General features: G+C 67.2%; 26 protein-coding genes, 2 tRNA genes and 1 other RNA gene. 14 read left to right on the forward strand and 15 right to left on the reverse strand.

What is annotated here, in order from left to right; all coding sequences use genetic code 11:
- On the forward strand, window positions 1–570 hold the full coding sequence (locus M2650_RS05140) for a Maf family protein (protein WP_249472091.1): 570 nt from the start codon (window positions 1–3) through the stop codon (window positions 568–570).
- 540 nt (window positions 571–1,110) lie between these two features.
- Here the strand turns inward: M2650_RS05140 and M2650_RS05145 are convergent.
- Window positions 1,111–2,964, reverse strand: a complete 1,854-nt coding sequence (locus M2650_RS05145; RefSeq protein ID WP_249472094.1) for a glycosyltransferase family 39 protein — start codon at window positions 2,962–2,964, stop codon at window positions 1,111–1,113.
- A gap of 44 nt (window positions 2,965–3,008) precedes the next feature.
- On the opposite strand from M2650_RS05145, the gene M2650_RS05150 reads away from it, so the two are divergent.
- From M2650_RS05150 to M2650_RS05165, 4 genes are read left to right on the forward strand one after another with little or no spacing between them, the layout of a single operon-like run.
- Window positions 3,009–3,962, forward strand: coding sequence for an AAA family ATPase (locus M2650_RS05150; RefSeq protein ID WP_249472096.1), 954 nt, complete (start codon window positions 3,009–3,011; stop codon window positions 3,960–3,962).
- 5 nt (window positions 3,963–3,967) lie between these two features.
- On the forward strand, window positions 3,968–4,930 hold the full coding sequence (locus M2650_RS05155; RefSeq protein ID WP_249472099.1) for a DUF58 domain-containing protein: 963 nt from the start codon (window positions 3,968–3,970) through the stop codon (window positions 4,928–4,930).
- Complete coding sequence (locus tag M2650_RS05160; protein ID WP_283254620.1) at window positions 4,920–6,833, forward strand: transglutaminase TgpA family protein; 1,914 nt, start codon at window positions 4,920–4,922, stop codon at window positions 6,831–6,833. Before M2650_RS05155 ends, M2650_RS05160 begins: the two co-directional genes overlap by 11 nt.
- 28 nt (window positions 6,834–6,861) lie before the next feature.
- Entirely contained in the window at window positions 6,862–7,371 is a 510-nt protein-coding gene (locus M2650_RS05165) for a Slp family lipoprotein (RefSeq protein WP_249472102.1), read from the forward strand.
- A 141-nt stretch (window positions 7,372–7,512) separates the two neighbouring features.
- Here M2650_RS05165 and M2650_RS05170 read toward each other — a convergent pair whose 3' ends face one another.
- The 4 genes from M2650_RS05170 to dnaX form a co-directional block, all read right to left on the reverse strand.
- Window positions 7,513–7,863 carry a histidine triad nucleotide-binding protein gene (locus M2650_RS05170; protein WP_249472105.1) on the reverse strand — a complete coding sequence of 117 codons (351 nt, stop codon included), beginning with the start codon at window positions 7,861–7,863 and terminating at the stop codon, window positions 7,513–7,515.
- 123 nt (window positions 7,864–7,986) lie between these two features.
- Window positions 7,987–8,583, reverse strand: coding sequence for a recombination mediator RecR (gene recR / locus M2650_RS05175; RefSeq protein ID WP_249472106.1), 597 nt, complete (start codon window positions 8,581–8,583; stop codon window positions 7,987–7,989).
- A 102-nt stretch (window positions 8,584–8,685) separates the two neighbouring features.
- Window positions 8,686–9,006 (reverse strand): YbaB/EbfC family nucleoid-associated protein, encoded by a 321-nt coding sequence (locus M2650_RS05180; protein WP_249472108.1) that lies wholly within the window; start codon window positions 9,004–9,006, stop codon window positions 8,686–8,688.
- 5 nt (window positions 9,007–9,011) lie between these two features.
- Complete coding sequence (gene dnaX, locus M2650_RS05185) at window positions 9,012–10,712, reverse strand: DNA polymerase III subunit gamma/tau (RefSeq protein WP_249472111.1); 1,701 nt, start codon at window positions 10,710–10,712, stop codon at window positions 9,012–9,014.
- Window positions 10,713–10,835: 123 nt separating this feature from the next.
- Here dnaX and M2650_RS05190 point away from each other — a divergent pair.
- A tRNA-Ser gene (locus M2650_RS05190) sits at window positions 10,836–10,928 on the forward strand.
- Window positions 10,929–10,968: 40 nt separating this feature from the next.
- Window positions 10,969–11,065: signal recognition particle sRNA small type (gene ffs, locus M2650_RS05195), an RNA gene on the forward strand.
- Between the two features lie 133 nt (window positions 11,066–11,198).
- Here the strand turns inward: ffs and M2650_RS05200 are convergent.
- The 6 genes from M2650_RS05200 to M2650_RS05225 form a co-directional block, all read right to left on the reverse strand.
- Window positions 11,199–11,618, reverse strand: coding sequence for a molybdenum cofactor biosynthesis protein MoaE (locus tag M2650_RS05200; RefSeq protein WP_249472115.1), 420 nt, complete (start codon window positions 11,616–11,618; stop codon window positions 11,199–11,201).
- A gap of 133 nt (window positions 11,619–11,751) precedes the next feature.
- Window positions 11,752–11,994, reverse strand: a complete 243-nt coding sequence (locus tag M2650_RS05205) for a MoaD/ThiS family protein (protein WP_249472118.1) — start codon at window positions 11,992–11,994, stop codon at window positions 11,752–11,754.
- The gene (gene moaC / locus M2650_RS05210) at window positions 11,994–12,482 is read right to left on the reverse strand and encodes a cyclic pyranopterin monophosphate synthase MoaC (RefSeq protein ID WP_249472120.1); all 489 of its coding nucleotides are present in this window, start codon (window positions 12,480–12,482) and stop codon (window positions 11,994–11,996) included. Before moaC ends, M2650_RS05205 begins: the two co-directional genes overlap by 1 nt.
- Before the next feature lie 154 nt (window positions 12,483–12,636).
- Window positions 12,637–13,659 carry a GTP 3',8-cyclase MoaA gene (gene moaA / locus M2650_RS05215; protein ID WP_249472123.1) on the reverse strand — a complete coding sequence of 341 codons (1,023 nt, stop codon included), beginning with the start codon at window positions 13,657–13,659 and terminating at the stop codon, window positions 12,637–12,639.
- The gene (locus tag M2650_RS05220) at window positions 13,659–14,414 is read right to left on the reverse strand and encodes an MBL fold metallo-hydrolase (RefSeq protein WP_249472126.1); all 756 of its coding nucleotides are present in this window, start codon (window positions 14,412–14,414) and stop codon (window positions 13,659–13,661) included. Before M2650_RS05220 ends, moaA begins: the two co-directional genes overlap by 1 nt.
- Window positions 14,414–15,169 (reverse strand): 3-deoxy-D-manno-octulosonic acid kinase, encoded by a 756-nt coding sequence (locus M2650_RS05225; RefSeq protein ID WP_249472129.1) that lies wholly within the window; start codon window positions 15,167–15,169, stop codon window positions 14,414–14,416. Before M2650_RS05225 ends, M2650_RS05220 begins: the two co-directional genes overlap by 1 nt.
- A 27-nt stretch (window positions 15,170–15,196) precedes the next feature.
- Between M2650_RS05225 and M2650_RS05230 the strand changes: the two genes are divergently transcribed.
- The 3 genes from M2650_RS05230 to M2650_RS05240 all read left to right on the forward strand — a co-directional run bounded on the left by M2650_RS05230 (window position 15,197) and on the right by M2650_RS05240 (window position 17,563).
- On the forward strand, window positions 15,197–16,246 hold the full coding sequence (locus tag M2650_RS05230) for a glycosyltransferase family 9 protein (RefSeq protein WP_249474217.1): 1,050 nt from the start codon (window positions 15,197–15,199) through the stop codon (window positions 16,244–16,246).
- Between the two features lie 10 nt (window positions 16,247–16,256).
- A complete protein-coding gene (locus M2650_RS05235) occupies window positions 16,257–16,607 on the forward strand; it encodes a hypothetical protein (RefSeq protein ID WP_249472135.1) in 351 nt (116 codons plus the stop codon).
- 113 nt (window positions 16,608–16,720) lie between these two features.
- Window positions 16,721–17,563 carry a DUF2306 domain-containing protein gene (locus M2650_RS05240; RefSeq protein WP_249472137.1) on the forward strand — a complete coding sequence of 281 codons (843 nt, stop codon included), beginning with the start codon at window positions 16,721–16,723 and terminating at the stop codon, window positions 17,561–17,563.
- A 3-nt stretch (window positions 17,564–17,566) separates the two neighbouring features.
- On the opposite strand, the gene M2650_RS05245 is transcribed toward M2650_RS05240, so the two are convergent.
- The gene (locus M2650_RS05245; protein WP_249472138.1) at window positions 17,567–17,998 is read right to left on the reverse strand and encodes a hypothetical protein; all 432 of its coding nucleotides are present in this window, start codon (window positions 17,996–17,998) and stop codon (window positions 17,567–17,569) included.
- A 108-nt stretch (window positions 17,999–18,106) separates the two neighbouring features.
- Between M2650_RS05245 and M2650_RS05250 the strand changes: the two genes are divergently transcribed.
- Window positions 18,107–18,197: transfer RNA gene (locus M2650_RS05250), tRNA-Ser, on the forward strand.
- Window positions 18,198–18,448: 251 nt separating this feature from the next.
- Window positions 18,449–19,153, forward strand: coding sequence for a Stp1/IreP family PP2C-type Ser/Thr phosphatase (locus M2650_RS05255; RefSeq protein WP_249472141.1), 705 nt, complete (start codon window positions 18,449–18,451; stop codon window positions 19,151–19,153).
- Between the two features lie 31 nt (window positions 19,154–19,184).
- Here the strand turns inward: M2650_RS05255 and dnaQ are convergent, their stop codons facing one another.
- The 3 genes from dnaQ to M2650_RS05270 all read right to left on the reverse strand — a co-directional run bounded on the left by dnaQ (window position 19,185) and on the right by M2650_RS05270 (window position 21,170).
- The gene (gene dnaQ / locus M2650_RS05260; RefSeq protein WP_249472145.1) at window positions 19,185–19,928 is read right to left on the reverse strand and encodes a DNA polymerase III subunit epsilon; all 744 of its coding nucleotides are present in this window, start codon (window positions 19,926–19,928) and stop codon (window positions 19,185–19,187) included.
- A gap of 111 nt (window positions 19,929–20,039) precedes the next feature.
- Window positions 20,040–20,498, reverse strand: a complete 459-nt coding sequence (gene rnhA / locus M2650_RS05265) for a ribonuclease HI (RefSeq protein WP_249472152.1) — start codon at window positions 20,496–20,498, stop codon at window positions 20,040–20,042.
- Between the two features lie 18 nt (window positions 20,499–20,516).
- Complete coding sequence (locus tag M2650_RS05270) at window positions 20,517–21,170, reverse strand: methyltransferase domain-containing protein (protein ID WP_249472155.1); 654 nt, start codon at window positions 21,168–21,170, stop codon at window positions 20,517–20,519.
- Between the two features lie 39 nt (window positions 21,171–21,209).
- Between M2650_RS05270 and gloB the strand changes: the two genes are divergently transcribed.
- Together gloB and M2650_RS05280 are read left to right on the forward strand one after the other, a co-directional pair.
- On the forward strand, window positions 21,210–21,983 hold the full coding sequence (gene gloB / locus M2650_RS05275; RefSeq protein ID WP_249472158.1) for a hydroxyacylglutathione hydrolase: 774 nt from the start codon (window positions 21,210–21,212) through the stop codon (window positions 21,981–21,983).
- Complete coding sequence (locus M2650_RS05280; protein ID WP_249472161.1) at window positions 21,980–23,140, forward strand: lytic transglycosylase domain-containing protein; 1,161 nt, start codon at window positions 21,980–21,982, stop codon at window positions 23,138–23,140. The genes gloB and M2650_RS05280 overlap by 4 nt, the downstream gene beginning before the upstream one ends.
- The last annotated feature ends 101 nt before the right edge of the window (window positions 23,141–23,241 follow it).

The following is a 23,241-nucleotide window of genomic DNA, read 5'->3' on the forward strand; positions in this document are numbered from 1 at the left end:
ATGCGGCTGATCCTGGCTTCGACTTCGCCCTACCGGCGCGAACTGCTGTCGCGGCTGCGGCTGCCCTTCGAAACCGTCCGGCCCGAAGTCGACGAAACGGCGTTACCGGACGAGGCGCCGCCGCAGATCGCGCATCGGCTGGCCGCGGCCAAGGCCGCCGCGGTAGCCCGTCGGGAGTCCGACGCCTGGGTGATCGGTTCGGACCAGGTCGCCGAGCTCGACGGCAGGCCGTTGGGCAAGCCCGGCGGCCGCGACGCGGCGATCGCGCAGCTGTCCGCGATGTCCGGCCGCAGCGTGCGCTTCCTGACGGGGTTGAGCCTACGGCACGGCGATGCGGCCCTGCATGCGCTCGACGTCACGCGGGTGCGTTTCCGCGTGCTGCAGGCCGACGAGATCGCGCGCTATGTGGATGCAGAGGAACCTTTCGACTGCGCCGGCAGCTTCAAATCCGAAGGCCTGGGCATCGCGTTGTTCGACGCTATCGAATCGCAGGATCCGACCGCGCTGATCGGCCTGCCGTTGATCGCCACGGCAGGACTCCTGCGCCAGGCCGGTTTTGCAGTGCCCTGATTTTTCATTCCGAAAGGATCCGGTGACTTCGCTTTTAGCGCTATAGAGCGGAGCTTGCTCCGCTGCTTTAACGCGCCAGTCCAAAGAAGACACGTAGCTACAATTGCGACGAATCAAAATCTAGTATCTGCGCAAGAAGGTCATCCACGACGAAAGCTTAGGCCGCTGGCAGACTTTCAGGTGCGACGCATCGCACCGCAGTTCAGGCCCTTTCTTGGGTTACTTTCTTTGGGCCAACAAAGAAAGTGACCCGGGCGCAGCCCGGAAGCCTTGTCCATGGCGCGAGTCGCAGCGCAAGCGGCGAGGACGCGGGCCTGGATCCCGGCCTTCGCCGGGATGACGGCTTAAGGGCAAGAGCGAGAGCAAAAGCAAATGGGTCCCAGCGTTCGCTGGGATGACGGCTTAAGAGCGAACGGCTTAAGGGCAAGCGCAGCGGAGCAAGTTCCGCTCTACAGAGCAAAACAAATTCCTGGCCACTTTTTTAAGAGAAGAGTTAGGCAAAGGCGGTGGACGCCGGCGTTAGCCAGATGATGGTCGACCTCAGTGAGCGATATCCACCGGCTGCTCCCGCCAGACTTCGACGCTGCCATCGCGGCCGTGCAGGCGCAGACCCAGCCAATGGCGCCCGTCGGAAAAGCCGCTCGCGTCGATGCTCGCTTTGAAACCGACGCGGGGATGGTTCGGATCGGTGGATATGCGCCAGAACACCGCAGTGCCCGGACTCGGCAGGCCATACTGCGTTTGCACCGTAGCGATGCCGTCTATCGTCACCTCGACGCGGTCCAGGCCTACGCCATCCTTGAAAGCCCAACCCGCGATTTCGAATATCGGCCCCACTGAAGCACCGCTCGCCGGCGCATCGATCCAAGCCATCGCCGGCGTCGTGCAAGGGCCTTGCGAAGCTTTCCGCCGAGTCATGTCGAACAACAGAAAACGCTGCGCGCCGTGATCGACATTGACCGCCGTGGGCGGCGGCAGCGGCCCCAACCGTCGGCACAGATCGTGGTAGTAGCCGAGCAGATGCTTGTACTGGACTTCCGACACGGCCGACACCAATAGCATTGGCTTCGTCTTCGCATGGTTCACGGTCGCGAAATCCAAACCCCACAAACGCAATTGCGGCGCGCGCCCGTGGCGGTGGTTGAGCGGATGGTCCAGCACCGCGATGTCCGGATCGCCGAGCGCGAAACCGAGTTCGGCGCCCAGCTTGAAGTTGTCCGCCACGACGAACGCCGTCGGCGGCATCGTCGCCAATTCGCGGCGCACCGCTGCGGCCACTTCGTCCCAGCCGGCGAAATTGGACGGATACCATTTGTCGGCAGCGACGTGCGCACGCAAGGCCGGCGTCGAAATGGCGGCATAGAGCGCCAGCCCGGCTACGAAGCCGGCCGCCGCCAGCCACCACGTCGCCCTGCGCCAGGCGCTCGGCCAGCGCTCCAACGCCGCCGGCACCAAGGGCAACAACGCGAGGTAACCCGGCAGCGGCCAATGGAAACTTACGCGCTCGTTGTCGGCGAAGAAGCCGAGCACGAAGAAACCCGACACTAGGCCCAATCCGCACAGCGCGAAATACCGCACAGCCACGGAGGAATCGCGCACGCCGCGCCAACCCGCAAGCCACATCGCCGCGAACAGCAACGGCGTGGCCAGCAGCGTCTGGATCGCTACGAAACCCATGCCGTCCCAATGCAACGCCCACGGATGACGATCGAGCAGCTGAAAGCGCAATCCGGCGTCGGCGTTTTCCAGGTTCCAGGCCAGCAGCGGCCACCACGCCAGCGCGCCGATCGTCAGCGCGACCCAGACCCGCACGTCGCGCAAAGCGCGCCGGCCTTCGGGCAGATAGAGCAAGGCGATCGCGCCGATGCCGATCACGGCGATGAAGCGATAGTGGCTGAGCGCGCCGATCGCCAAGCCGGCCGCCAGTTCGAGCGCGGCCTTCGCGTCCACCCCACGCAGCAGCCGCGCGCCTGCATCCAGGCACAGCACGGCCGCCAGCGCCATCGGCACATCCGGCAACGCCAGCAAGCCCAGCGTGCCTGCCAACGGCAGAAGCAGCGCCAACGCGGCCGCTTGCCATGCGCGCGCAGCGCCGAATTCCCGCGCCGCAATCTTCCCTATCAGCCAAGGCAGACAGGCGGCGATCAGCAGGAACGGCGCACGCAGCGCCCACGGATGCTGCCCACCCGCCTCCACGCCCAGCCGCGCCAGCCAAGCGGTGAGCCCGGGCAGATCGGAATAGGCCGGCGCCAGGTGCTGGCCTTCCTGCCAGTAGAACGCCTCGTCCACGAACAGCGGCAGCCGCACGGCGAGCGCGCACTTGAGCGCGGTCGCGGCCATCCACAGCGCGATGAACGCGTTCCGTGACCGCTGTCCGTCGCTGCGTTCCCGCATCCGCCCGCGCCCCGCTACACTGGCCAAAACCCTCAGAGGCGCGCATGTCGGCACTGCCCCAATCAGCGAACATGCTAACCGACGCGCTGGGCGAGTCGTTGAAACGCGCGCAGGCGCAGGTCAATTCGTTGGTGCTGGGCAAGGCGCAGGAGGTGCGGCTGGCCTTCGTGGCCCTGTTGTCCGACGGCCACTTGCTGATCGAGGATCTGCCCGGCTTGGGCAAGACCACCCTGGCGCACGCGCTGGCGGCGACGCTGGGCCTGGGTTTCCAGCGCGTGCAGTTCACCTCCGACCTGCTGCCGGCGGACATCGTCGGCGTTTCGGTGTACGACGCGCAGGCGCGTCGTTTCGAATTCCATCCCGGTCCGATCTTCGCCAACATCGTGCTGGCCGACGAGATCAACCGCGCGCCGCCGCGCACCCAGAGCGCGCTGCTGGAGGCGATGGCCGAACACCAGGTCACGGTGGACGGCAGCACCCATCACCTGCCGCAGCCGTTCTTCGTCATCGCCACGCAGAACCCGGTGGACCTGGCCGGCACCTATCCGTTGCCGGATTCGCAGCTGGACCGGTTCCTGCTGCGCCTGACCCTGGGTTATCCCAGCGCCGACGCCGAACGCGCGCTGCTGACCGGCGTCGACCGCCGCGATCTGATCGCGCAATCGCTGCCTGTGCTGTCTTCAGACGACGTTCTGCAGCTGCGCGGCGCCGTCGAAGACGTGCATGCCAGCGATGCGCTGATCGCTTACGTGCAGGCGCTGCTCACGCGCAGCCGTCAGCATCCGGGCGTACGCGTAGGCCTCTCGCCTCGCGCCGGGCTCGCGTTGCTGCGCGCGGCGCGTGCCTATGCGCTGCTGCTGGGGCGCGGCCACGTGCTGCCAGAAGACGTGCAGGCGCTGTTCGGCGCGATCGCCGCGCACAGACTGGTGGCCGAAGCCGAAGCCGGCACCGGCGTCTCGCTGGCCAAATCGATCCTGCTCGCCGTCCCCGTGGATTGAAACCGATGGCCGGTGCGCGGCGTCAAACGCTGTGGCGGCGCCTGCAAGCTTGGGCGCGTCCGCGCACGCCCGAAGCGCTGCCGGTCGCGTTCGACCGCAAACGCGTCTATGTGCTGCCTACGCGCTTCGGGATGTTCTTCGCGCTGCTGATCGTCGCGATGGGCCTGGGCGCGCTCAACTACAACAACAACCCGGCCTTGCTGCTGGCATTGCTGCTGGCCGGCGCAGCGATGGCGAGTCTGATCACCGCGCACCTGCAGTTGTCGGGCTTGGTGATCGAAGCGCTGTCGGCCGAACCGGTGGCCGCGGGCGAGCCCTTGCTGCTCAAGCTGCGCGCAGGCGCGCGCGACGGGCGCCGCCGGCTGGGATTGAGCGTGCGCCATGGCGATGCCGTGGCGAGGCTGTCGCTGGACGGCAGCGACGAAGCCGTATTGCCTGTACCGACCGAACGCCGCGGCTGGCTCGATCTCGACCGCATCCGCATTTCGACGCTTCGCCCGCTCGGCCTGGCCACCGCCTGGGCCTGGCTGTGGCCCGAACAGGCGCTGCTGGTGTATCCCGCGCCTGAAACCCAAGGCCCGCCCTTGCCGACCGAACTCGGCGACAGCGGCGCCGCGCGCCTGAACCCGGCCGGCGACGACGTGCACCATCTGCGCAATTACCGTCGCGGCGATCCGCAGCGCGCGGTCGCATGGAAACCGTCCGCGCGCCGCGACACCTTGCTGGTGCGCGAGTACGAACAGCCGCGCAGCGCCGAAGTCGTCCTGGATTGGCAACGGCTGGCGCCGCTCGCTTACGAACCCCGTATCCGCCGCCTGGCGCACTGGATCGACCAAGCCGAACGCGAAAACCGCCGCTACCAGCTGCGCCTGCCGGGACAGCCCGCGCTGGGCCCGGCGCAGGGCGCCGCCCACCGCCATGCGTGCCTGCGCGCATTGGCCTTGCTGCCGCATATCGATGGCGCTTGACGTCGCCGGCCGCCGTTGGGCCTTGCTGGCGATGGCGGCCTGCCTGCTGCCGTTGCTGCTGCAATTGCCGCTGCAGATCGCGTTGGCGATCGCCGCGCTGGGGGTAGCGATCTCCACGCTGTCGTGGCGGCGGCCGCTGCCCGGCTGGTTGCGCTTTCTGCTGGCCGGGGCGGTGATCCTGCTGGTGCTGACGATGTCGCGCTACTCGATCGGCCGCGATACGGGCTGCGCACTGCTCGCCGCGATGCTGGCGATCAAGCCTTCGGAAACCACCCGGCTGCGCGATGCGCGCAGTCTGGTGGGATTCGCCCTGTTCGGCCCGTTCGCGACGTTTCTGCTCGACCAGGGCCCATTGTCGCTGACGCTGGCGCTGATCGGCGTCACATTCGCGCTGCTGGCGCTGCAGCGTTTCGCCGACACCGAATCGGGCCTGCCGGTGACCGGCGTATCGCCCTGGCGCGCCACGCTGTCGGTGTGGCGGCTGATCGCCATCGGTTTGCCGCTGGCGCTGGCCGCCTTCTGGCTGTTTCCGCGCGTCGGATCGCCGCTTTGGGGCGTGCCGGAACGCTCGCTGGCGCGCCCCGGGCTCTCCGACGAGATGAGTCCGGGCGGATGGCTCGACCTCATGTCCGACGATTCGCCAGCGCTGCGCGTACGTTTTTCCGGGGCGGAACCGCAGCCCTCGCAGATGTATTGGCGCGGGCCAGTGCTTTGGAATTTCGACGGACGCACCTGGACGCAGCCGTCATGGATGCGCGGGCTGCCGCCGGCGGAAGCGCCTCGTGCCGCGGCGGTTTGGGATTACGAAATGGAAATCGAACCGACCGACCGCCGCCAACTCGTGGCCCTGGATCTTCCCACCGCAGCCCCCGACGGCACCCGGCTGTCCGGAGACTACGGCTTGTATGCGGAACGCCCCTTGAGCGCGCTGACGCGCTGGCGCGTGCGCTCGTCGCCGCCGGCCGCCTTCGAGCCGCGGCTGAACGTGCTGCTGAGGCAATCCGCATTGCGCCTGCCCGAGGGCTACAACCCGCGCACGCTGGCGCTGGCGCGGCAGTGGCGCAGCGATGCAGGCAGCGACGACGCCGCCATCGTGCAACGCGCATTGCGCTGGATCCGCGCCGATTTCGCCTACACCCTCGAGACGCCGCTGCCAGGCCGCAATGCGGTCGACGAATTCCTGTTCGAACAGAAAGCCGGCTATTGCGAGCACTTCAGTTCGTCGTTCGTGGTGCTGATGCGCGCCGCCGGCATTCCTGCGCGCGTAGTCACCGGCTATGTCGGCGGCTACCGGAATCCGATCGGAAATTACTGGATCGTGCGCCGTCAGGATGCGCACGCCTGGGCGGAAGTGTGGTTGCAGGGACGCGGTTGGGTGCGGGTGGACCCGACCGCGGCGGTCGCGCCGGAACGCATCTACGACACGCTCGACGATCGCGCGGCCGCTCTGGTCGATCTGCGCCCGGTGTGGAACACCGGGGATTGGCTGCGGCGCGGCTGGAACGACCTCGTGCTGGGTTTCGATGCGACGCGCCAGGAACGGATGCTGCGTTCGTTCGGCGTCGCGCGGCTGAAGGCCGGCGACCTGGTCGCCATGTTCGCGCTGCTGGCCGTCCTGGCGCTGGGCTGGATGGCCTGGCTGATCGCGCACAGCGAGCGGGAACGCGATCCGCTGCTGCGCGCGTGGCGCCGGCTGGGTTCGCGCTACGCCCGCTACGGCTTGCAACGCGAACCCCACGAGCCCGCCTGCGACTGGGCCGAACGCGTCGCCCGCCAACGCCCGCAGAACGGCGAGGCGTTGCTCGCGCTCACCCGGCGCTTCGCCGAATCGCGCTACGCTGTGGCCGACGATCGCCAGCAGCGCCGCGACCTGGTGCGCGCCCTGAAGGCGCATCGCCCCTGATCGCCAGCGCCTACCCGAGGAAAGACCGATGAAGCTGCGTCTCCTTGCCGTTTCCGCATTCGCCAGCCTGGCCTGCGCCTGCACGACCGTGCCCGCGCCGTTGCAGGGCGAGGTCGTCGACATCTCCCCCGCGCAGGCGCGCCAAGCCGGACGTCCGGGGCTGCCGGTGCGCTGGGGCGGACGCATCGTGGCGACGCGGCCGTCGGGCGACCGCACCTGTTTCGACATGATCGGCAGTGAGCTGTCGGTCTACGGCCGGCCGCGGCATATGGCCGATGACGGCAGCGGCCGTTTCGTCGCTTGCAGCGCCGGTTATTACGATCCGGCGATTTATCTGAAGAACCGCGAACTGACGGTGATCGGACGCATCGAGGGCTTCGAAGCGCCGAGTTACGGCGCCTACGGCTACCAACGGCCGCGGGTCGCCGCCGATTCCGTGCATCTGTGGCCCGAGGCGCCCTATCAGGATCCGCGCTATCCCTATTCCAAGCGGCCGTGGCCGTGGATCGGTTGGGGCTGGGGCGACAACCGCTACTGATCCGCTTTTCTGCCTGAGCGGCTCGCTCTTTTGTAGGAGCGGCTTTAGCCGCGAGCTTTTGATTTTTGGTTTCGCCTCATCGCAAAAAGCTCGCGGCTAAAGCCGCTCCTACAAAAGGCCGTCTATACAAAACGGCGCGCGTCAGGCGGGCGTCCCGAACCGACCCAGCGGCGCGCCCGCCAGCAGATGCAGATGGATCTGGAACACCGTCTGCCCGCCATGCGCGTTGCAGTTCATCACTATGCGGTAGCCATCCCGGTCGAAGCCCTCGCGCTTGGCGTATTCGGCCGCGGCGACGGCCAGCCGGCCGACGATGTGGGCCTGCTCGGCGCCGACGTCGTTCAAGGTGGCGATCGGCGCCTTGGGCACGAACAGCACATGCACCGGCGCCTGCGGCGCGATGTCGCGGAACGCGATCAGGTCCTCGTCCTCGTAAACGACGTCGGCCGGGATCTCGCGGCGGATGATCTTGTGGAAGATGGTGTCGGGCATCTGGATCGTCTCCTGGTTAGCCTTCGCTTTTCGTAGGAGCGGCTTTAGCCGCGAGCTTTTGATGTTGCTTTCAGCGACTGGAAAAAGTCTCGCGGCTAAAGCCGCTCCTACGAAAAACAGGAGCTATTGCGGCATCTCGCTGCGGCTGCCGAACGCATGCGACAGAGTGCCGCGATCCACGTATTCCAGTTCGCCGCCCAGCGGCACGCCGTGCGCCAGGCGGCTCGGGCGCACGCCATGCTGGCGCGCCAATTGGGCTAGATAATGCGCGGTGGCCTCGCCTTCGACGGTCGGATTGGTGGCGATGATCAACTCCTGCACTTCGCCCTCGGCCATCCGCGCCGTCAGCTGATCCAGCCCCAATTCGCGCGGACCGATGCCGTCGAGCGGGCTCAACCGTCCCTGCAGGATGAAATACAGCCCGCGATAGCCGGTGGCCTGTTCGATCGCCAGCCGGTCGGCCGGCGATTCCACCGCGCACAGCTGATGCGCATCGCGCGAGGCGCTTGCGCAGGTGGCGCAAATTTCGGTTTCGGTGAAATCGCGGCAGCGCTTGCAATGGCCGATGCGCTCGATCGACGCCGCCAGCGTTTCCGCCAGCCGCTTGCCGCCGTCGCGTTCGCGCTCGAGCACGTGGTAGGCCATCCTCTGCGCGGTTTTCTGGCCGACGCCGGGCAGGACGCGGAAGGCTTCGATCAGTTGTTCGAGCAGAGACGACATCAGATTCCGTCATCCCAGCGAAAGCCGGGACCCATTTTGATGTTGCTTCAAAATCTTAAAGTCGCTGGGTTCCCGCCTTCGCGGGAATGACAGCTTTTAAAATCAAAACGGCAGCTTCATGCCCGGCGGCATCGGCATGCCCGCCGTCGCCGCGCCCATGCGCTGCTGCGACTCGGCGTTGGCCTTGTTGACCGCATCGTTGAACGCGGCCGCGATTAGGTCTTCGGCCATTTCCGGATCGGACAGCACGCTCGGGTCGATGCGCACCTTTCGGCACTCCATGCGGCCGCTGAGGGTCACGCTGACCATGCCGCCGCCGGCGTTGCCGACGACTTCCACGTTGGCCAGTTCTTCCTGGGCGCGCTGCAGGTTTTCCTGCATCTTCTGCGCCTGCTGCATCAATTGGGCGATGTTTCCACGCATATCGGTCACTCGTCGAAAGGTCGGATGGAATCGGGTACCACTTTGGCGCCGTGCTGCATCAGGCGCTGCACGGCCGGATCGGCCATGAAGGTTTCCTCTGCTGCGGCCTGGCGCGCGTCGCGCTGGCGTTCGTTGCGCTGGTGCAGCGTTTCGCCGTTGCCGCTCGCGGCTTCGAATCGGATCTGCGGCGCGCCGCCGAGTTCCGGCGCCAGCGCATCGGCCAATTGCTGGACCAGCAGCGGCGCGCGCAGATGTTCGTCGGCGGCCGGCAGCGACAGTTTCAGCACGTTGTCGGAATAGGCGACGAACGAGGCGTGCGACGCCAGCACTTTCGCCGGCCCTTTCAATGCGATCGCGGCGACCAGTTCCAGCCAGCGTTCCGCATCGATACTCGTCGCCGGAGCGTTGTAGGCCGCAAGCGCAGGTTTCGATTCGGCGACCGCAGCCGGCGGCTGCGGCGCGGGCGGCGGCGAAGCCGGGATTTTTTCCGCAGGCGCACGCACCGGCTCGGCCTTGCGGCTCTCGACCGCCAGCGCAGCTTTGGCGGCGGCAGGACCGGAGACGCGCGGCGCGCCGGTGGACGGCGCAGCGCCGGAAGCCGTCGCGCCGGCTTCGGCCGGACGGAACGCCAGCATCCGCAGCACGCTCATTTCGAAACCGGCGCGCGGGCTGGGCGCCAGCGGCAGGTCGCGGCGGCCGTTGAGCGCCATCTGGTACCACAGCTGCACCAGCTCCGGGCGCAGCGCCGCAGCCAGCGATTCGACATCCACCGCATCGGTCTCGATGCCGGCGCCGGGCACCAGCTGTTTGACCTGCACCCGGTGCAAGCCGTCGGCCAGCGCGTCGAGCACGCTGCCCCAGTCCGGCGAAAACTCGGCCAGCGTGGCCACTTCGGCGAGCAGGCGTTCGCCGTCGCCGGCCGCCAGCGCATCCAGCAAGGCGCCGACGCGGGTGCGGTCGACCGTGCCGAGCATGGTCGCCACCGCGGTATCGGCCAGCGTGCCGTCCGCGTTGTTCGCGCCGGTGTAGGCGATGGCCTGGTCGAGCAGCGACAGGCCGTCGCGCAGACTGCCGTCGGCGGCCTTGGCCAGCTGCCGGATCGCGCCGGGCTCGGCGGCGATGCCTTCGGCGGCGAGGATCTTGGTGATCTGGCCGGCGATCTGCTGCTCGTCCAGTCGCTTCAGGTTGAACTGCAGGCAGCGCGACAGCACGGTCACCGGCAGTTTCTGCGGATCGGTGGTCGCCAGCAGGAATTTCACGTGCTCCGGCGGTTCCTCCAGCGTCTTCAGCAGCGCATTGAACGCCGATTTGGACAGCATGTGGACTTCGTCGATCAGATAGACCTTCACCCGGCCGCGCGAAGGCATGTATTGGGCGTTGTCGATCACTTCGCGCACATCGTCCACGCCGGTGTTGGACGCGGCGTCGATCTCCAGCAGGTCGATGAAGCGGCCCGCGTCGATGGCCTGGCAAGTGGCGCACTCGCCGCAGGGTTCGGCCGAGGTGCCGCGCTCGCAGTTCAGCGACTTGGCGAAGATGCGCGCGATCGTGGTCTTGCCGACGCCGCGCGTGCCGGTGAACAGGAAGGCATGGTGGACCCGGCCGGTATCCAGCGCATTGCTCAGGGCACGGACCACGTGCTCCTGCCCGACCAGTTCGGCGAAACGCTTGGGGCGCCACTTGCGGGCGAGGACGAGGTAGGACATGCCCCCATTCTGCCATGCGCGTTCGCAAGGACCGCGACAGCGGGCCCGCGCTTGTCCCAAATGCCCGCCACGGCTAGAATTTGCGCCCCTGAGCGTTGCCGGAAGCTTCCTTCAGGTTCCAGCGGAGAGGTGTCCGAGTGGTTGAAGGAGCACGCCTGGAAAGTGTGTAAGCGTCTAAACCGCGCTTCGGGGGTTCGAATCCCCCTCTCTCCGCCATTAATTCGCGTCGTGACGCGATGTCGTTTCCATGGTGGCCCCGTCGGCCCCTCGCGACGCTAGTTCGAAAACCCCGCCAGGGCCGGAAGGCAGCAACGGTATCGAACGACGCGGGTGCCGAGGCCAGCCGGCGGGGTCGCCTCCATTTTGATGTTCGGCTTTCGACGTCGTTCGTAGCCCGGGTGGAGCCGCTGGCGATACCCGGGAGCCTCGATGGTGGCGCTGCTACGGCCGCTCCCGGGTATCGCTTCGCTCCACCCGGGCTACGCGTCAATTTTCGGGGTGAAGCCAGCCCGCTTCGCCCTCGGCGTAACGCTCGTGCTTCCAGATCGGCGCCCGTCCTTTCACCTCGTCGATGATGTAGCGGCAGGCCGCGAAGGCCGCATCGCGGTGCGCGGCCGATACGCCCACCCAGACCGCCAGATCGCCGATGGCCAGATCGCCGATGCGATGGATGCAGCGGGCGTCAACGATTTCGAATTTCTCGAGCGCTTCGTCCAGCACGCGTTCGCCTTCGGCCTCGGCCAGGGCCGCATAGGCTTCGTAGCGCAATCCGTTCACTGCCCGGCCGTCGTTGTGGTCGCGCACCCAGCCCTCGAAACTGGCGAACGCGCCGGCATGGGCGTCGAGCAGCGCATCGCGCAACGGTACGATGCCGAAGGGCTTGTCGGACAGATTGAATCTTTTCATACGCCGGCGAATTCCAGGGAATCGTCATCCCAGCGAAAGCTGGAACCCATTTTGATCTTGTCTCGAAGGTTTGGAAACCGGCAAATCAACAGCAATATGGGCCCCCGCTTTCGCTGGGATGACGGCAAAAAAATCACCCGCCGGAAACCGGCGGAATAAATGCGATCTCGCTACCTTCCCGCAATCCGTCGCTCCAGCGCGCGAACGCACCGTCTACCGCCACGCGCAGGCGATTGATCGGCAGCGCGAATCCATGGCGGCCCCGCAACGATTCGTACAGCGCGCCGAGATCGGCGGCGTCGGACTCGACGCTTTCGCTCGCGACCGCCGCCGCATCGCGCAAGCTGGCGAAATACAGGACAGTGACTCGCACCATTAGCCTTCAACTCCGAAATCGCGCTTGCCGCCGCTCTTGCCCAGCAGTTTCGCCGGCCCCAGCACGATCGCATGCGACAAAGCCTTGCACATGTCGTAAACGGTCAGCGCGGCGACCGTGGCTCCGGTCAGCGCTTCCATCTCGACGCCGGTGCGATGCGTGGTCTTGACCGCGCATTCGATGCGCAACTCGCGCTCGCCATGCCAAGCGATGGCGATGCGGCAGCCGTCGATCGGCAGCGGATGGCAGAACGGAATCAGCTCGTGCGTGCGCTTGACCGCCATCGTGCCGGCGACGATCGCGGTCTCGACGATGCCGCCTTTGGCGCTCTTCAGGCCGCTTTTGCGCAGCTGCGCCGCCACGGCGGCGGGGAAGCGCACGCGGCACTCCGCGGTCGCCGAACGCGCGGTGACTGATTTGGCGGACACGTCGACCATGGCCGGAAGGCCGGTTTTGTCGATGTGGGTGAGTTTGCCGTTCTTCTTCATTCGCTTTGTATTCTTTAGCCGTCATTCCCGCGAAGGCGGGAATCCAGTGACTTTCGCTCTTTTCGAAGGTTAGATCAAAATGGGTCCCAGCTTCCGCTGGGATGACGGCAACGGCAAAGTCACTGGATTCCGCGGGAATGACGGCTTCGAAGCATCAACCGCCGATCAGATACATTTCGACGTGCTTGCGCGACACGCCGGCCGCACCGCGCAACTCGCTGTAACGGTCGGCCCGCCGCGACCACAGCTCCGCGACATGCTCGGAGAAAGCGATCTCGCCACGGGCCAGCATCGGCCGCAGGTCCCTGCCCTCGCCCGCGAACAGGCAGGTGTAAAGCTTGCCTTCCGCCGAAACGCGGGCACGATGGCAGTCGCCACAGAACGGCGCGCTGACCGAACTGACGAAACCCACTTCGCCCTGCCCGTCCTCGAACGCGTAGCGCGATGCCACTTCCCCTCGGTAATTGGGATCCAGCGGCCGCAGCGGCCAGCGCGCATGAATGCGGTCGCGCAATTCTGCCGAAGGCACCACGCGCGTCGCGTCCCAGCCGTTGCAGGTGCCGACGTCCATGTACTCGATGAAGCGGACGATGTGCCCGCTGCCGCGGAAACGTTCGACCAGCGGCAACGCTTGATCGTCGTTGACGCCGCGCTGCACGACGCAGTTGAGCTTGATCGGCGCGAACCCGGCTTCTTCCGCAGCGGCGATGCCGGCCAGCACGTCGGCGACCTCGCCGCGGCCGCCGGATAAGGCGCGAAACACGCCCGGATCCAGCGCATCCAGGCTGACGGTGAGCCGTCGCAGGCCCGCATCGCGCAACGCCGCGGCCTGCTTGGCCAGCAGCGAGCCGTTGGTGGTGAGCGCCAGATCGTCGATGCCTTCGATCGCGGCCAACCGGGCGACCAGTTCCGGCAGGCGCTTGCGCAGCAGCGGCTCGCCGCCGGTCAGGCGCAGCTTGCTGACACCCAGGCGCACGAAGCCGCGCACCAGCGTTTCGATTTCGTCGAACGACAACCGCGACGCCGCATCCAGGCCGTGGTCTTCGGCAATCTGGTCCGCCGGCATGCAATAGGGGCAGCGGAAGTTGCAGGCTTCGATCACAGACAGGCGCAAGTCGCGCAACGGCCGGCGCAGGGCGTCGACCGGCAGTATCGGATTGTGCAGCGCCGCGTTCATTACGTTTGCAGCCTCGGCATCGCCGGTTCTTCCAGCGCGACCGCTTCGCCCGGATGGGCGACGCGGTAACCGCGCGCGGCCAGCGTCTCGCCGTCGCTGCGGCTGGCGTAATGATAGAGCACGCAGCGGTCCAGCAACTCGCTCGGGTATTCGCGCTCCAGATCGTCGATGCCGCTGTGCGAGGGATTGCCGTGCAGCGCGCAGTCGTGCGCGACCCGTTCGCCGGCGTCGGCGAACTTCGCCAGCATTTCGGGGATCGGCCGGGTGTCGCCCGTCCACACCAGACTACCCCGCAGGCGCAGGCCGAAGGCGGTTTCGGGCCAGTGGTGGCGGGTCGGAAACACCTCCAGGCGCACGCCGTCGTGCCAGAACGCGGCGCCGACCGGAATCACCTGGAACGCATCCCAGAAATTCGCCCCGCCTTCGGCCAATGCATTCGGATAGTCGCCGACGCGTTGGTGGAGCAGCGGTACCACGCTGGCTGGGACGTACAGGCGTACGCGGCCCCGGCGCGTTTCATCGAAATAACTGGCGACGAACAGGCGTTCGAAGCCGGCGATATGGTCCAGATGGGTGTGGGTGACGAACAGCGCGCGCGGCATCTCGCCGTAATGCGCTTGGTAGGCGGTGAGGCCTTCGCCGCCGCAGTCGATGGTCAGCCATGGTGCGCCGTCGCGTTCGATGGTGGCCATCGGCGAGCCCAGCTCGACCGCCGAAGCGTTGCCCACGCCATGGAAGCGCAAAGACCATTCCATCAGTAACCCCGGTTCCAGGTATTGGCATAGGCTCCGCGCAGGCGCGCGAAATCGGCGTCGACATCGGCTTCGGAGCGGCTGCCGCGCAGTTTCATCAGCGAGCGGCGCAGGCGCGACAGGTTCGCTTCGCGCCACCCCGTGGCCGGAATGCGCAGCCGGCTCCGGTCCAGGTCGATCACCCAGCCGTTGCCGCGGCTGTCGAACAGGAGGTTGCTGGCGTTGAGATCGGCGTGGTCAAGCCCGACGCGATGGAAGCGCGCGATCAGCCGCCCGGTCTCTTCCCACGGTGCGTCGTGCCCGGCGGTGGCGGCGCGTTCGGCCAGCGAGCGCGCGCCCTCGATGCGTTCGAGCAGGATCGCGGCGCGGTAGCGAAAGCCGTCGCGCACGTACTGCGCGGCGATCGGCCGCGGCACGGGCAGGCCGCGCCGCACCAGTTCGCGCAGCAAACGGAACTCGGCGAAGCTGCGCACGCGGCCGCTGCCGCGCCACAGATGACCGTCGCGGCTGAAAGCCGCCATCCAGCCGCCGCGCAGGTACTGGCGCAGCACCACGGCGCCCACCGGCATATCGATGAACCAGGCGCCGCCGCGCCCGCCGCTGCCTACCGGCCGGGCCTTTTCGCCCCAGTGCGAAGGCGAGAACCAGTCGGGGTCGGCTTGCCGCGCACGCGTGCCGTCGAACAGAATCGCGCCATAGCCCTGTCCGCGCTCGTCGCGGAACGGCGTCAGGCCTTCGGTGGCGTCGAACCCGGTCATTCAGCGAGTCTAGCAATCCCCGTGCCCATAACGCCTTCTTCCCCGCGATCGATCTGCCTGCTGCGCTTGTCCGCCCTGGGCGATGCGACTCATGTGGTGCCGCTGGTGCGCACCCTGCGCAAGGCGTGGCCGGAGGTCGATCTGACCTGGGTCATCGGCAAAGGCGAATTCAAGTTGTTGGAAGGATTGGCGGACGTCGAGTTCGCGGTCTACGACAAGGCCGAGGGCCTGAAAGGCATGCGCGAATTGCGCAAACGTTTCGCCGGGCGCCGTTTCGACGCGCTGCTGCAGATGCAGGTGGCCGCGCGCGCCAACCTGCTGTCGGCGTTCGTCCCCGCCCGCCGCCGCGTCGGATACGACCGCTCGCGTTCGAAGGACCTGCACGGTCTATTCGTCAACGAACGCATCGCCGACCGCCCCGGCATCCACGTGCTGGACGCGATAGGCAGCTTCTGCGAACCGCTGGGCTTGAAACAGACCGAAGTGGTCTGGGATCTGCCGATACCCGAGGCGGCTTTGGAATGGGCCTCGGCCCAATGGCCGCAAGACGGGAAGCCGGCCTTGGTGATATCGCCCTGCACCAGCCCCGTGCACGCATTGCGCACCTGGCGCGCGGACCGGTACGCCGCCGTCGCCGACCATGCCGCCGCGCAAGGCTGGCGGATCGTGCTGTGCGGCGGACGCAGCCAGTTCGAACGCGATACCACCGACGCCATCCTCGCCGCGATGAAGGCGCCTGCGCTGGACCTGGTCGGCAAGGACACCCTGAAGCAGTTGTTGGCGTTGCTGAAGCGCGCCGACCTGGTGATGACGCCCGATTCCGGTCCGATGCATATCGCCAATGCGGTAGGCAGCAAGGTGCTGGGCCTGCATGCCGCCAGCAACCCGAAACGCAGCGGGCCGTATTCGGACCTGCGGTACTGCGTCGATCGCTACGACGCCGCCGCGCGCAAATACCTCGGCAAGCCGGCGTCGGAGATCAAGTGGGGCACCAAGATCGAATACGAAGGCGTGATGGACCTGGTGACCGTCGATGACGCCATCGCCGCCTTCGAACGCTATCGCCAGTCGCCATAAGGAACCGAACATGGATCCCACCATCGCCGGAGCATTGGCCTCGCTGTTCGGCGCCGCCGTCGGCGGCGGCATCACCTACCTGCTCAACCGGCAGCAGCACCGCCAGCAATTGTCGCTGGCGCGCGAGCAGCAGAAGACCGAGTACATGGCCGAGGAAACCGCGCGCCACTTCCTCAGCCACAAGGGCTATACCGACCGGTCTTTCGAGGTGCTGCAGAAGCATCTGGGCGGTTTCGGCGAAGACGAACTGCGCAAGATCCTGGTGCGCGCCGGCGCTATCCGCACTTATCGCGACGACGGCTCGGAATGGTGGCGCCTGCTCAGCCGGATGGACGAATACATCGAAAGCAAGACGTCATGACCGCGGTGAGCGGCGGCGCCTGACTTTCGGCAGCGCCGCGCCTTATCCATCGCGGGTTCCTGCGGCGGCGCGGGCCGCGTAGCTTGCGCCGGTTCCCCGCTGGCGACATCACCATGAACGAAGCGGCCGCCCGCCTCGCCGCCTTTCCCGCTGCGCTAGTTTCCTGGCATCCGGCCGTGCGCTGGGCCGGTACGGCCCTGGCCGCTACCGCCTGGTTCAGCGGATGCCTGTTCGCGCTCTACATCCTCGCTTTCTACGGCGGCGCTCTGATCGACGGCGCCGCGGGATCGGGACAGGCGGCGCGAATGTTCGACCCGGCCGCGTTGCGTGCCAGCGTCGGCATCGGTCTGCACTTGCTGGCCGGCGTCGTCCTGCTGTTGCTGGGCCCGATCCAACTGATCGCCGCCTTGCGCGCGCGCTGGCCGAAACTGCACCGCTGGAGCGGACGCGTCTATGCGTCGGCGGCGATGCTCGCCGGCGCCGGCGGATTGGCCTTCATCCTCGCCCGGGGCACGATCGGTGGAACGCAGATGGATGTCGCTTTCTCCATTTACGGACTCGCGCTGATGCTGGCCGCCGGCAACGCCGTGCGGCATGCGCGTGCGGGCCGTTTCGAAGCGCATCGCGCGTGGGCCATCCGCTTGTTCGCGCTGGTGATCGGCTCGTGGCTGTATCGGATCGAATACACCGGCTGGCGCGTGCTTGCCGGCGGCGCGGGCCACACCGCGACGTTCGACGGGCCGTTCGACACGGCGATGCTCTATTTCTTCTTCGTGCCGAACCTGCTGCTGGCCGAAACCTTCCTGCGCGCCAAACGGAACGGCGCTGGCCTGGCGCTGCAGGCGGCCACCACATTGGCGCTAGCGGGCGCGACCGCTGCGCTGGCGTTGCTGACCTATCTGCTGGCGCTGCGCGCCTGGGGCCCGCCGATCGTCGCCCGGCTGTTCGGCGGCTGAACTTCAGGGCGCCGCGCCGGTCCTGTAGTCCTGATAGGACTTCTCTTCGACGTAGCTGGAACCCAGCGCCAGGTTGAGGTCCTTCTTGATCCGCGCGCGCTCGTCGTTCTCGAAGTAGACGCTGCGGGCCAGCCTGACGAACTCGTCGTCGAAGGCCTGCGCCTTCTCCTTGACGCGGATGTCGTCCTCGATCACCCACAAGCGCTCGTTCACCGCTTTCAGCTCGGCGCGCAGCTTGCCGATGCCCGCCCCGGATTCCGACCCGGATTCCTGCACGGCCGCCGGATGCGCCATCCAGGTCTTTTCCAGCGCGGAGAGCTCGTTGCGCACATTGGCCAGCTTGGCCGGGTCGGTCATGCGCTCGGACTTGATCTGCAGGATCGCGATCTTGTCGAGCAGCTCGCCGAAGGAAACGGGAACGAGGATTTCGGACATGGCAACCGTTCGAGTGGGAGGCCGATAGTTTACGCCCCGCCTTGTCCGGCCCGCCCGCGGCCCGTATCATTGCGCCCCCGGCCGCGTTACGCCCGCAGCCGGGCCACCGGAGAGGTGGCAGAGTGGTCGAATGTACCTGACTCGAAATCAGGCGTACGTTTATAGCGTACCGTGGGTTCGAATCCCACCCTCTCCGCCAGACATAAAAAACGCCCCGTTCGGGGCGTTTTTTATGTCTGGCGGAGAGGCGGCGCTTGGTATGAGCCCGATCCGACGGCGAATCGATCATCCCTCAGACGAACGAAGAGACCCCATCCCTACCCGATCGACGCCTGTTTCAGCCGCCGTTACAACACCTAGGGTTCGACTTGCCTTGCCTCGCGTCCTCCCTGACGCGATGATTCCGTTATCCGTCTGCAAGAGCCCCCACATCACCGGCATGATCGACTCATGATCGAGTTTGGACACCTGACCCATGTGGGCCTGCGGCGCGAGCTGAACGAAGATACCTACTACGGCGACAGCGAATTGGGCTTGTGGCTGGTGGCCGACGGCATGGGCGGGCACCAGTACGGCGAAGTCGCCAGCGCGCTGGCGCGCGAGACCATCGTCCGCGAAGTGCGCGAAGGCACCCCGCTGGCCCAGGCCATCCGCATCGCCGACGAAGAAATCATCCGCGCCTCCAAGCGCCGCAACGAAGCGTTGCCGATGGGGACCACCGTCGTCGCCGCACGCGTGTCGGGCAACCGTTTCGAAGTGGCCTGGGTCGGAGACAGCCGCGTCTATCTGTGGCGCGACGGCCAACTCGCCCAGCTGTCGCAGGACCACAGCTATGTGCAGGAATTGATCGCCCAGGGCGCGATCACCAACGAGCAGGCGCGCAACCATCCGCACCGCAACGTGGTCACCCAGGCGTTGGGCGTCACCGATCCGATGCAGCTCAACGTGGAAACGATGACCGGCGAGCTGCGCCCCGGCATGCAGCTGCTGCTGTGCAGCGATGGCCTGACCGAGGAAGTGGACGACCGCGGCATCGCCCGGATCCTGTCGCATGGCGAATGCAGCGCGCAGGAATGCGTGGATGGCCTGGTCGCGGCCGCATTGGACGGCGGCGGTTCGGACAATGTGACCGTGATCCTGGTCCGACGCCACTGACCGTAGAGTGGGCCTTGGCCCACCCTACGCGCTACAGCGCCAAGGCATCGGCTGCTGCGACGGCGACATCGTCGTGCGAATCCCATACGCAGGCGCCGGCCCTGGCCCGGATCGCGGCCAAGCGCGCCTCGTGCGCGGCCAGTTCGGCCTCGTCCACATGCACGCGCGGGCGTGCGCCCATCAGCTCGGGCGCGATGCGGCGGTCGATGACCACCTGCGACACGGTTTCGGTGAGGCTGTCGAAGCCGATTTCGCTCTGCCCCGACGTCAGCGCCAGGTAGGCTTCGGCCAGCAGCTGCGCATCGAGCAGCGCGCCGTGCAATTGGCGGTGCGAGTTGTCCACGCCCAGGCGCTTGCACAGCGCGTCCAGCGAATTGCGCTGGCCGGGATAGCGTTGCCGCGCCAGCTCCAGCGAATCCTCGACCGCGGCGCGCTCGCGCACGCGGCCGTACTGCGGGCCCAGCCGCGCCAGTTCGGAATCGAGGAAGCCCACATCGAAGGCGGCGTTGTGGATCACCAGTTCGGCGCCTTCGATGAAGGCCAGGAAATCCTCGGCGATGTCGGCGAATTTGGGCTTGTCGGCCAGGAATTCGAGGGTGAGCCCGGTGACTTCCTGGGCCCCCGGCTCGAATTCGCATTCCGGGTTCAGATAGCAGTGGAAGGTGCGCCCGGTGGGACGTCGTTCGAACAGCTCAACGCAGCCGATTTCGACCACGCGGTTGCCTTTTTCCCAGGAGAGTCCGGTGGTTTCGGTGTCGAGCACGATTTGGCGCATGCGGATATTGTAACGAGCCGCTGCTGTTGTGGGAGCGGCTTCAGCCGCGAGCTCTTCTGGTTGAAATCAAAAGCTCGCGACTGAAGCCGCTCCCACAAAGGACGGCGTTCGCTACAACTGCTGTGCGGCCAGTCGCAGCTTGAAAGCGATCGCCTCGGCGCGCGCCAGCTCGTCTACCCGCTCGTTGTCCGGATCGCCGGCGTGGCCCTTCACCCAGCGCCAGTCGATCTTGTGCCGCAGCGTGGCCGCATGCAGGCGTTCCCAAAGATCGCGGTTCTTCACCGGATCGCCGCCGGCGGTTTTCCAGCCGCGCCTCACCCAGTTGGGCATCCATTCGCCGATCCCCTGCTGCACGTAGCGCGAATCGGTGTGCAAAGCCACCTTGCAAGGTTCGGTCAACGCTTCCAGGCCGGCGATCGCCGCCATCAGTTCCATGCGGTTGTTGGTCGTGAGCGCTTCGCCGCCGACCAGTTCGCGCTCGCGGCTTCCATAACGCAGTAAAGCCGCCCAGCCGCCCGGGCCCGGATTGCCTAGGCAAGCGCCGTCGGTGTGGATTTCGATGGACTTCATTCGGTTCGGCGTTCTCGGTCAGGCGGTGGGCAGACTCGGCTGCCAGCGCAGCGCGGGCTGGCGGATCCGGGTCAGCGGAATCACCTGCTTCTCGGCGCGCAGCAGATAGGCCGCGCGGCTGCCCGCCCCGGTTTGCGCGTCGGGCAGCACCTGCACCCGCCAACGCGGCCCCAGGCCGATCGAGACCGGTTCGGGCTGCAAGCCGTGGGCACGCATGCGGCGGCGCCAGGTCACGGGCTCGCAAGTGCGCAGACCGTTGCCGGACCAGCGCGCGCGGAACAGGCCCAGCGGATTCAGGGCGAAGACCCACAGGCGCCCGCCTGGGATCAGCACCCGGGCGCATTCCTCAAGCAACCCCGGCCAGTCGGGATAGGTCTCCGTCACGTGCTGCAGGATCACCGTGCCGACCGCTTCGCTGGCCAAAGGCAAGTCCGTGCCGCAGCGCACATCTCCGGCGAACAGGTCGCCATTTTTCACCAAACGCACGCAAAGTCCGCCTTCTACATCGATCGGCGTGCGCTGCTGGGCCAGCCACAGGCTGGGCAGGCCGGGGCGTTCGCGCATCGCCTGGCGTACTGCCTCGTCCTCGCTGCGCAGCACCGTCTGGCCCTGCGATGTATTGAACCAAGATGTGACGCCGTCGGGTTGACGGCTGGCGGAGTGGGCGGGCATGGTCCGAATTCTGCGGGAAAGCTTCCGGAGCGTCACCCGATGCGTTTGCAGGCCTTGCCCGCGTTCAGCGACAACTACATCTGGGCCTGGGTGGCCGACGACGGCCAGGCGCTGCTTGTCGACCCCGGCGAGGCCGGGCCGGTCCTGGCCGCCGCCGACCAGGGCCTGGTGCCGGCGGCGATCCTGTTGACCCACCACCACGACGACCACATCGGCGGCGTGCCGGCCCTGCTGCGGCGCTGGCCGTCCTTGCCGGTGCTCGCGCCTGACGATGAGCGCATCGCCACGGCGACCCGGCGTGTGGGCGGCGGCGAACGCGCCGAGCTGCTGGGCCAACCGTTCGACGTGCTCGCCGTGCCGGGCCATACGCGCAGCCACGTGGCCTTCCATTTCGGCGGCGGGGACGGCCTGCTGTTCTGCGGCGACACTTTGTTCAGCCTCGGCTGCGGGAGGATGTTCGAGGGGACCCCTGAACAGATGCTGGCATCGCTGGACCGGCTGGCTGCGCTGCCCGGCGATATCCGTGTTTGTTGCGGCCATGAATACACTCTCGCCAATGCCCGCTTCGCCCAGGCCGTGGAACCTGGTAATGCCGCGCTCGCGGCCCGCAGCGCACAGGCAGCCGCGCTGCGCGACGAAGGCCGGCCCACCGTCCCGAGCACGATGGCCGGCGAACGCGCCGCCAATCCTTTCCTGCGCGTCGACGAAACGGCCGTGAAAGCCGCGGTCGCTACGCACATCGGCCGCGAGCCGGCCGACCGGGTGGAAACCTTCGCCGAACTGCGCCGCTGGAAGGACGGCTTCCGCGCATGATCCGGCCGCTGGCGCTCACGCTGTCGCTGCTAGCCCTGTCCTGCGTCGGCGGCGCGATGGCGCAGCCGGCCGACACGCCGCTGGCGCTGCCGGCGGTCGCTGCCGACGGCACGCCGGCCATCCGCAGCGGCGCCGACATCTACAAGCGCTTCCGCGAGCACCTTGCAGACCCCACGTGCGATGTCGACGCGGTCAGCGCGCGCTGGCGCCAACACTTCGCAGGCGCGCCGAAAAAACTGACCAACCCGGACAGCGACGTGCTGCCGCTGTTCGGCTATGTAGTGGATGCGTTGATCGAAGCCGACCTGCCGACCGAGTTCGCGCTGATCCCGTTCGTGGAAAGCGGCTACCAGCCCGCCGCGCGCAGCGCCGGCGGCCCGGCCGGGCTTTGGCAGTTCATCGCCATCACCGCCCGCAACCACAACGTGCCGATGCGCGCCGGCTACGATGGCCGTTTGTCGCCGGTGGATTCCACGCGCGCCGCGGTGCGATACCTCAAGACCCTGCACGGCATGTTCGCCGGCGACTGGCGGCTGGCGGTGATGGCCTACAACGCCGGCGAATACCGGCTGCTGCAGTCGCTGAGGCGCAGCGGCCAGAACGCGCGCAATGCGCGGCCGGCGGAACTGGTCGGCCTGTCCGGCATCACCTACGCCTACGTGCGCAAGCTGCATGCGCTGTCCTGCCTGTTGGAACAGGCCGACGATCGCGCCGACTGGCTGCGCGCGATCGACCGCCAGGTTCCGGTGCTCGTCGCGCAGCCCTTGCCCGCCGACGCCGACAGCCTCGCCGGCTGGGCGCGGCAGCGCGGTTTCGACATCGCCGCGCTCAAGCGCATGAACCCCGCCTTCCCCGCCGGGCGCGTGGCCGGCGGCGATCGCAAGCTGCAGGTGCTTGCGCCGGCGGCCAGCGTCGAAATGCCGGCCATCGCCGACATCGCCATGCTGGCCGATGCCGGCGCCGCAGCGGCCATGCCGACCTTGATCGCCGGTTCCGGCGAATCCTCCGCATCGCGCACCCACACCGTGAAGCGCGGCGAGTCGCTGTCCGTGATCGCGCGCAAATACAAGCTGGATACGGAACAACTGCAGCGCCGAAACGGCCTGGGCGCGAAAAGCGTCATACGGCCGGGTATGGTGCTGAAGCTGGACGAATAGCGGTTTGCTCTTCGTAGGAGCGGCTTCAGCCGCGAGCTTTTCGCTCGGCGACCGCGTCCCAAAAATGCTCGCGGCTGAAGCCGCTCCTACAAGAACCGCTT

The organism is Luteimonas galliterrae (genome assembly GCF_023374055.1).
Taxonomy (GTDB): Bacteria; Pseudomonadota; Gammaproteobacteria; order Xanthomonadales; family Xanthomonadaceae; genus Luteimonas_C; species Luteimonas_C galliterrae.

Coding starts and splice junctions, on each gene's coding strand:
- M2650_RS05140 (WP_249472091.1), top strand. CDS start 1: ATGCGGCTGATCCTGGCTTCGACTTCGCCCTACCGGCGCGAACTGCTG.
- M2650_RS05145 (WP_249472094.1), bottom strand. CDS start 2,964: ATGCGGGAACGCAGCGACGGACAGCGGTCACGGAACGCGTTCATCGCG.
- M2650_RS05150 (WP_249472096.1), top strand. CDS start 3,009: ATGTCGGCACTGCCCCAATCAGCGAACATGCTAACCGACGCGCTGGGC.
- M2650_RS05155 (WP_249472099.1), top strand. CDS start 3,968: ATGGCCGGTGCGCGGCGTCAAACGCTGTGGCGGCGCCTGCAAGCTTGG.
- M2650_RS05160 (WP_283254620.1), top strand. CDS start 4,920: ATGGCGCTTGACGTCGCCGGCCGCCGTTGGGCCTTGCTGGCGATGGCG.
- M2650_RS05165 (WP_249472102.1), top strand. CDS start 6,862: ATGAAGCTGCGTCTCCTTGCCGTTTCCGCATTCGCCAGCCTGGCCTGC.
- M2650_RS05170 (WP_249472105.1), bottom strand. CDS start 7,863: ATGCCCGACACCATCTTCCACAAGATCATCCGCCGCGAGATCCCGGCC.
- recR (WP_249472106.1), bottom strand. CDS start 8,583: ATGTCGTCTCTGCTCGAACAACTGATCGAAGCCTTCCGCGTCCTGCCC.
- M2650_RS05180 (WP_249472108.1), bottom strand. CDS start 9,006: ATGCGTGGAAACATCGCCCAATTGATGCAGCAGGCGCAGAAGATGCAG.
- dnaX (WP_249472111.1), bottom strand. CDS start 10,712: ATGTCCTACCTCGTCCTCGCCCGCAAGTGGCGCCCCAAGCGTTTCGCC.
- M2650_RS05200 (WP_249472115.1), bottom strand. CDS start 11,618: ATGAAAAGATTCAATCTGTCCGACAAGCCCTTCGGCATCGTACCGTTG.
- M2650_RS05205 (WP_249472118.1), bottom strand. CDS start 11,994: ATGGTGCGAGTCACTGTCCTGTATTTCGCCAGCTTGCGCGATGCGGCG.
- moaC (WP_249472120.1), bottom strand. CDS start 12,482: ATGAAGAAGAACGGCAAACTCACCCACATCGACAAAACCGGCCTTCCG.
- moaA (WP_249472123.1), bottom strand. CDS start 13,659: ATGAACGCGGCGCTGCACAATCCGATACTGCCGGTCGACGCCCTGCGC.
- M2650_RS05220 (WP_249472126.1), bottom strand. CDS start 14,414: ATGGAATGGTCTTTGCGCTTCCATGGCGTGGGCAACGCTTCGGCGGTC.
- M2650_RS05225 (WP_249472129.1), bottom strand. CDS start 15,169: ATGACCGGGTTCGACGCCACCGAAGGCCTGACGCCGTTCCGCGACGAG.
- M2650_RS05235 (WP_249472135.1), top strand. CDS start 16,257: ATGGATCCCACCATCGCCGGAGCATTGGCCTCGCTGTTCGGCGCCGCC.
- M2650_RS05240 (WP_249472137.1), top strand. CDS start 16,721: ATGAACGAAGCGGCCGCCCGCCTCGCCGCCTTTCCCGCTGCGCTAGTT.
- M2650_RS05245 (WP_249472138.1), bottom strand. CDS start 17,998: ATGTCCGAAATCCTCGTTCCCGTTTCCTTCGGCGAGCTGCTCGACAAG.
- M2650_RS05255 (WP_249472141.1), top strand. CDS start 18,449: ATGATCGAGTTTGGACACCTGACCCATGTGGGCCTGCGGCGCGAGCTG.
- dnaQ (WP_249472145.1), bottom strand. CDS start 19,928: ATGCGCCAAATCGTGCTCGACACCGAAACCACCGGACTCTCCTGGGAA.
- rnhA (WP_249472152.1), bottom strand. CDS start 20,498: ATGAAGTCCATCGAAATCCACACCGACGGCGCTTGCCTAGGCAATCCG.
- M2650_RS05270 (WP_249472155.1), bottom strand. CDS start 21,170: ATGCCCGCCCACTCCGCCAGCCGTCAACCCGACGGCGTCACATCTTGG.
- gloB (WP_249472158.1), top strand. CDS start 21,210: ATGCGTTTGCAGGCCTTGCCCGCGTTCAGCGACAACTACATCTGGGCC.
- M2650_RS05280 (WP_249472161.1), top strand. CDS start 21,980: ATGATCCGGCCGCTGGCGCTCACGCTGTCGCTGCTAGCCCTGTCCTGC.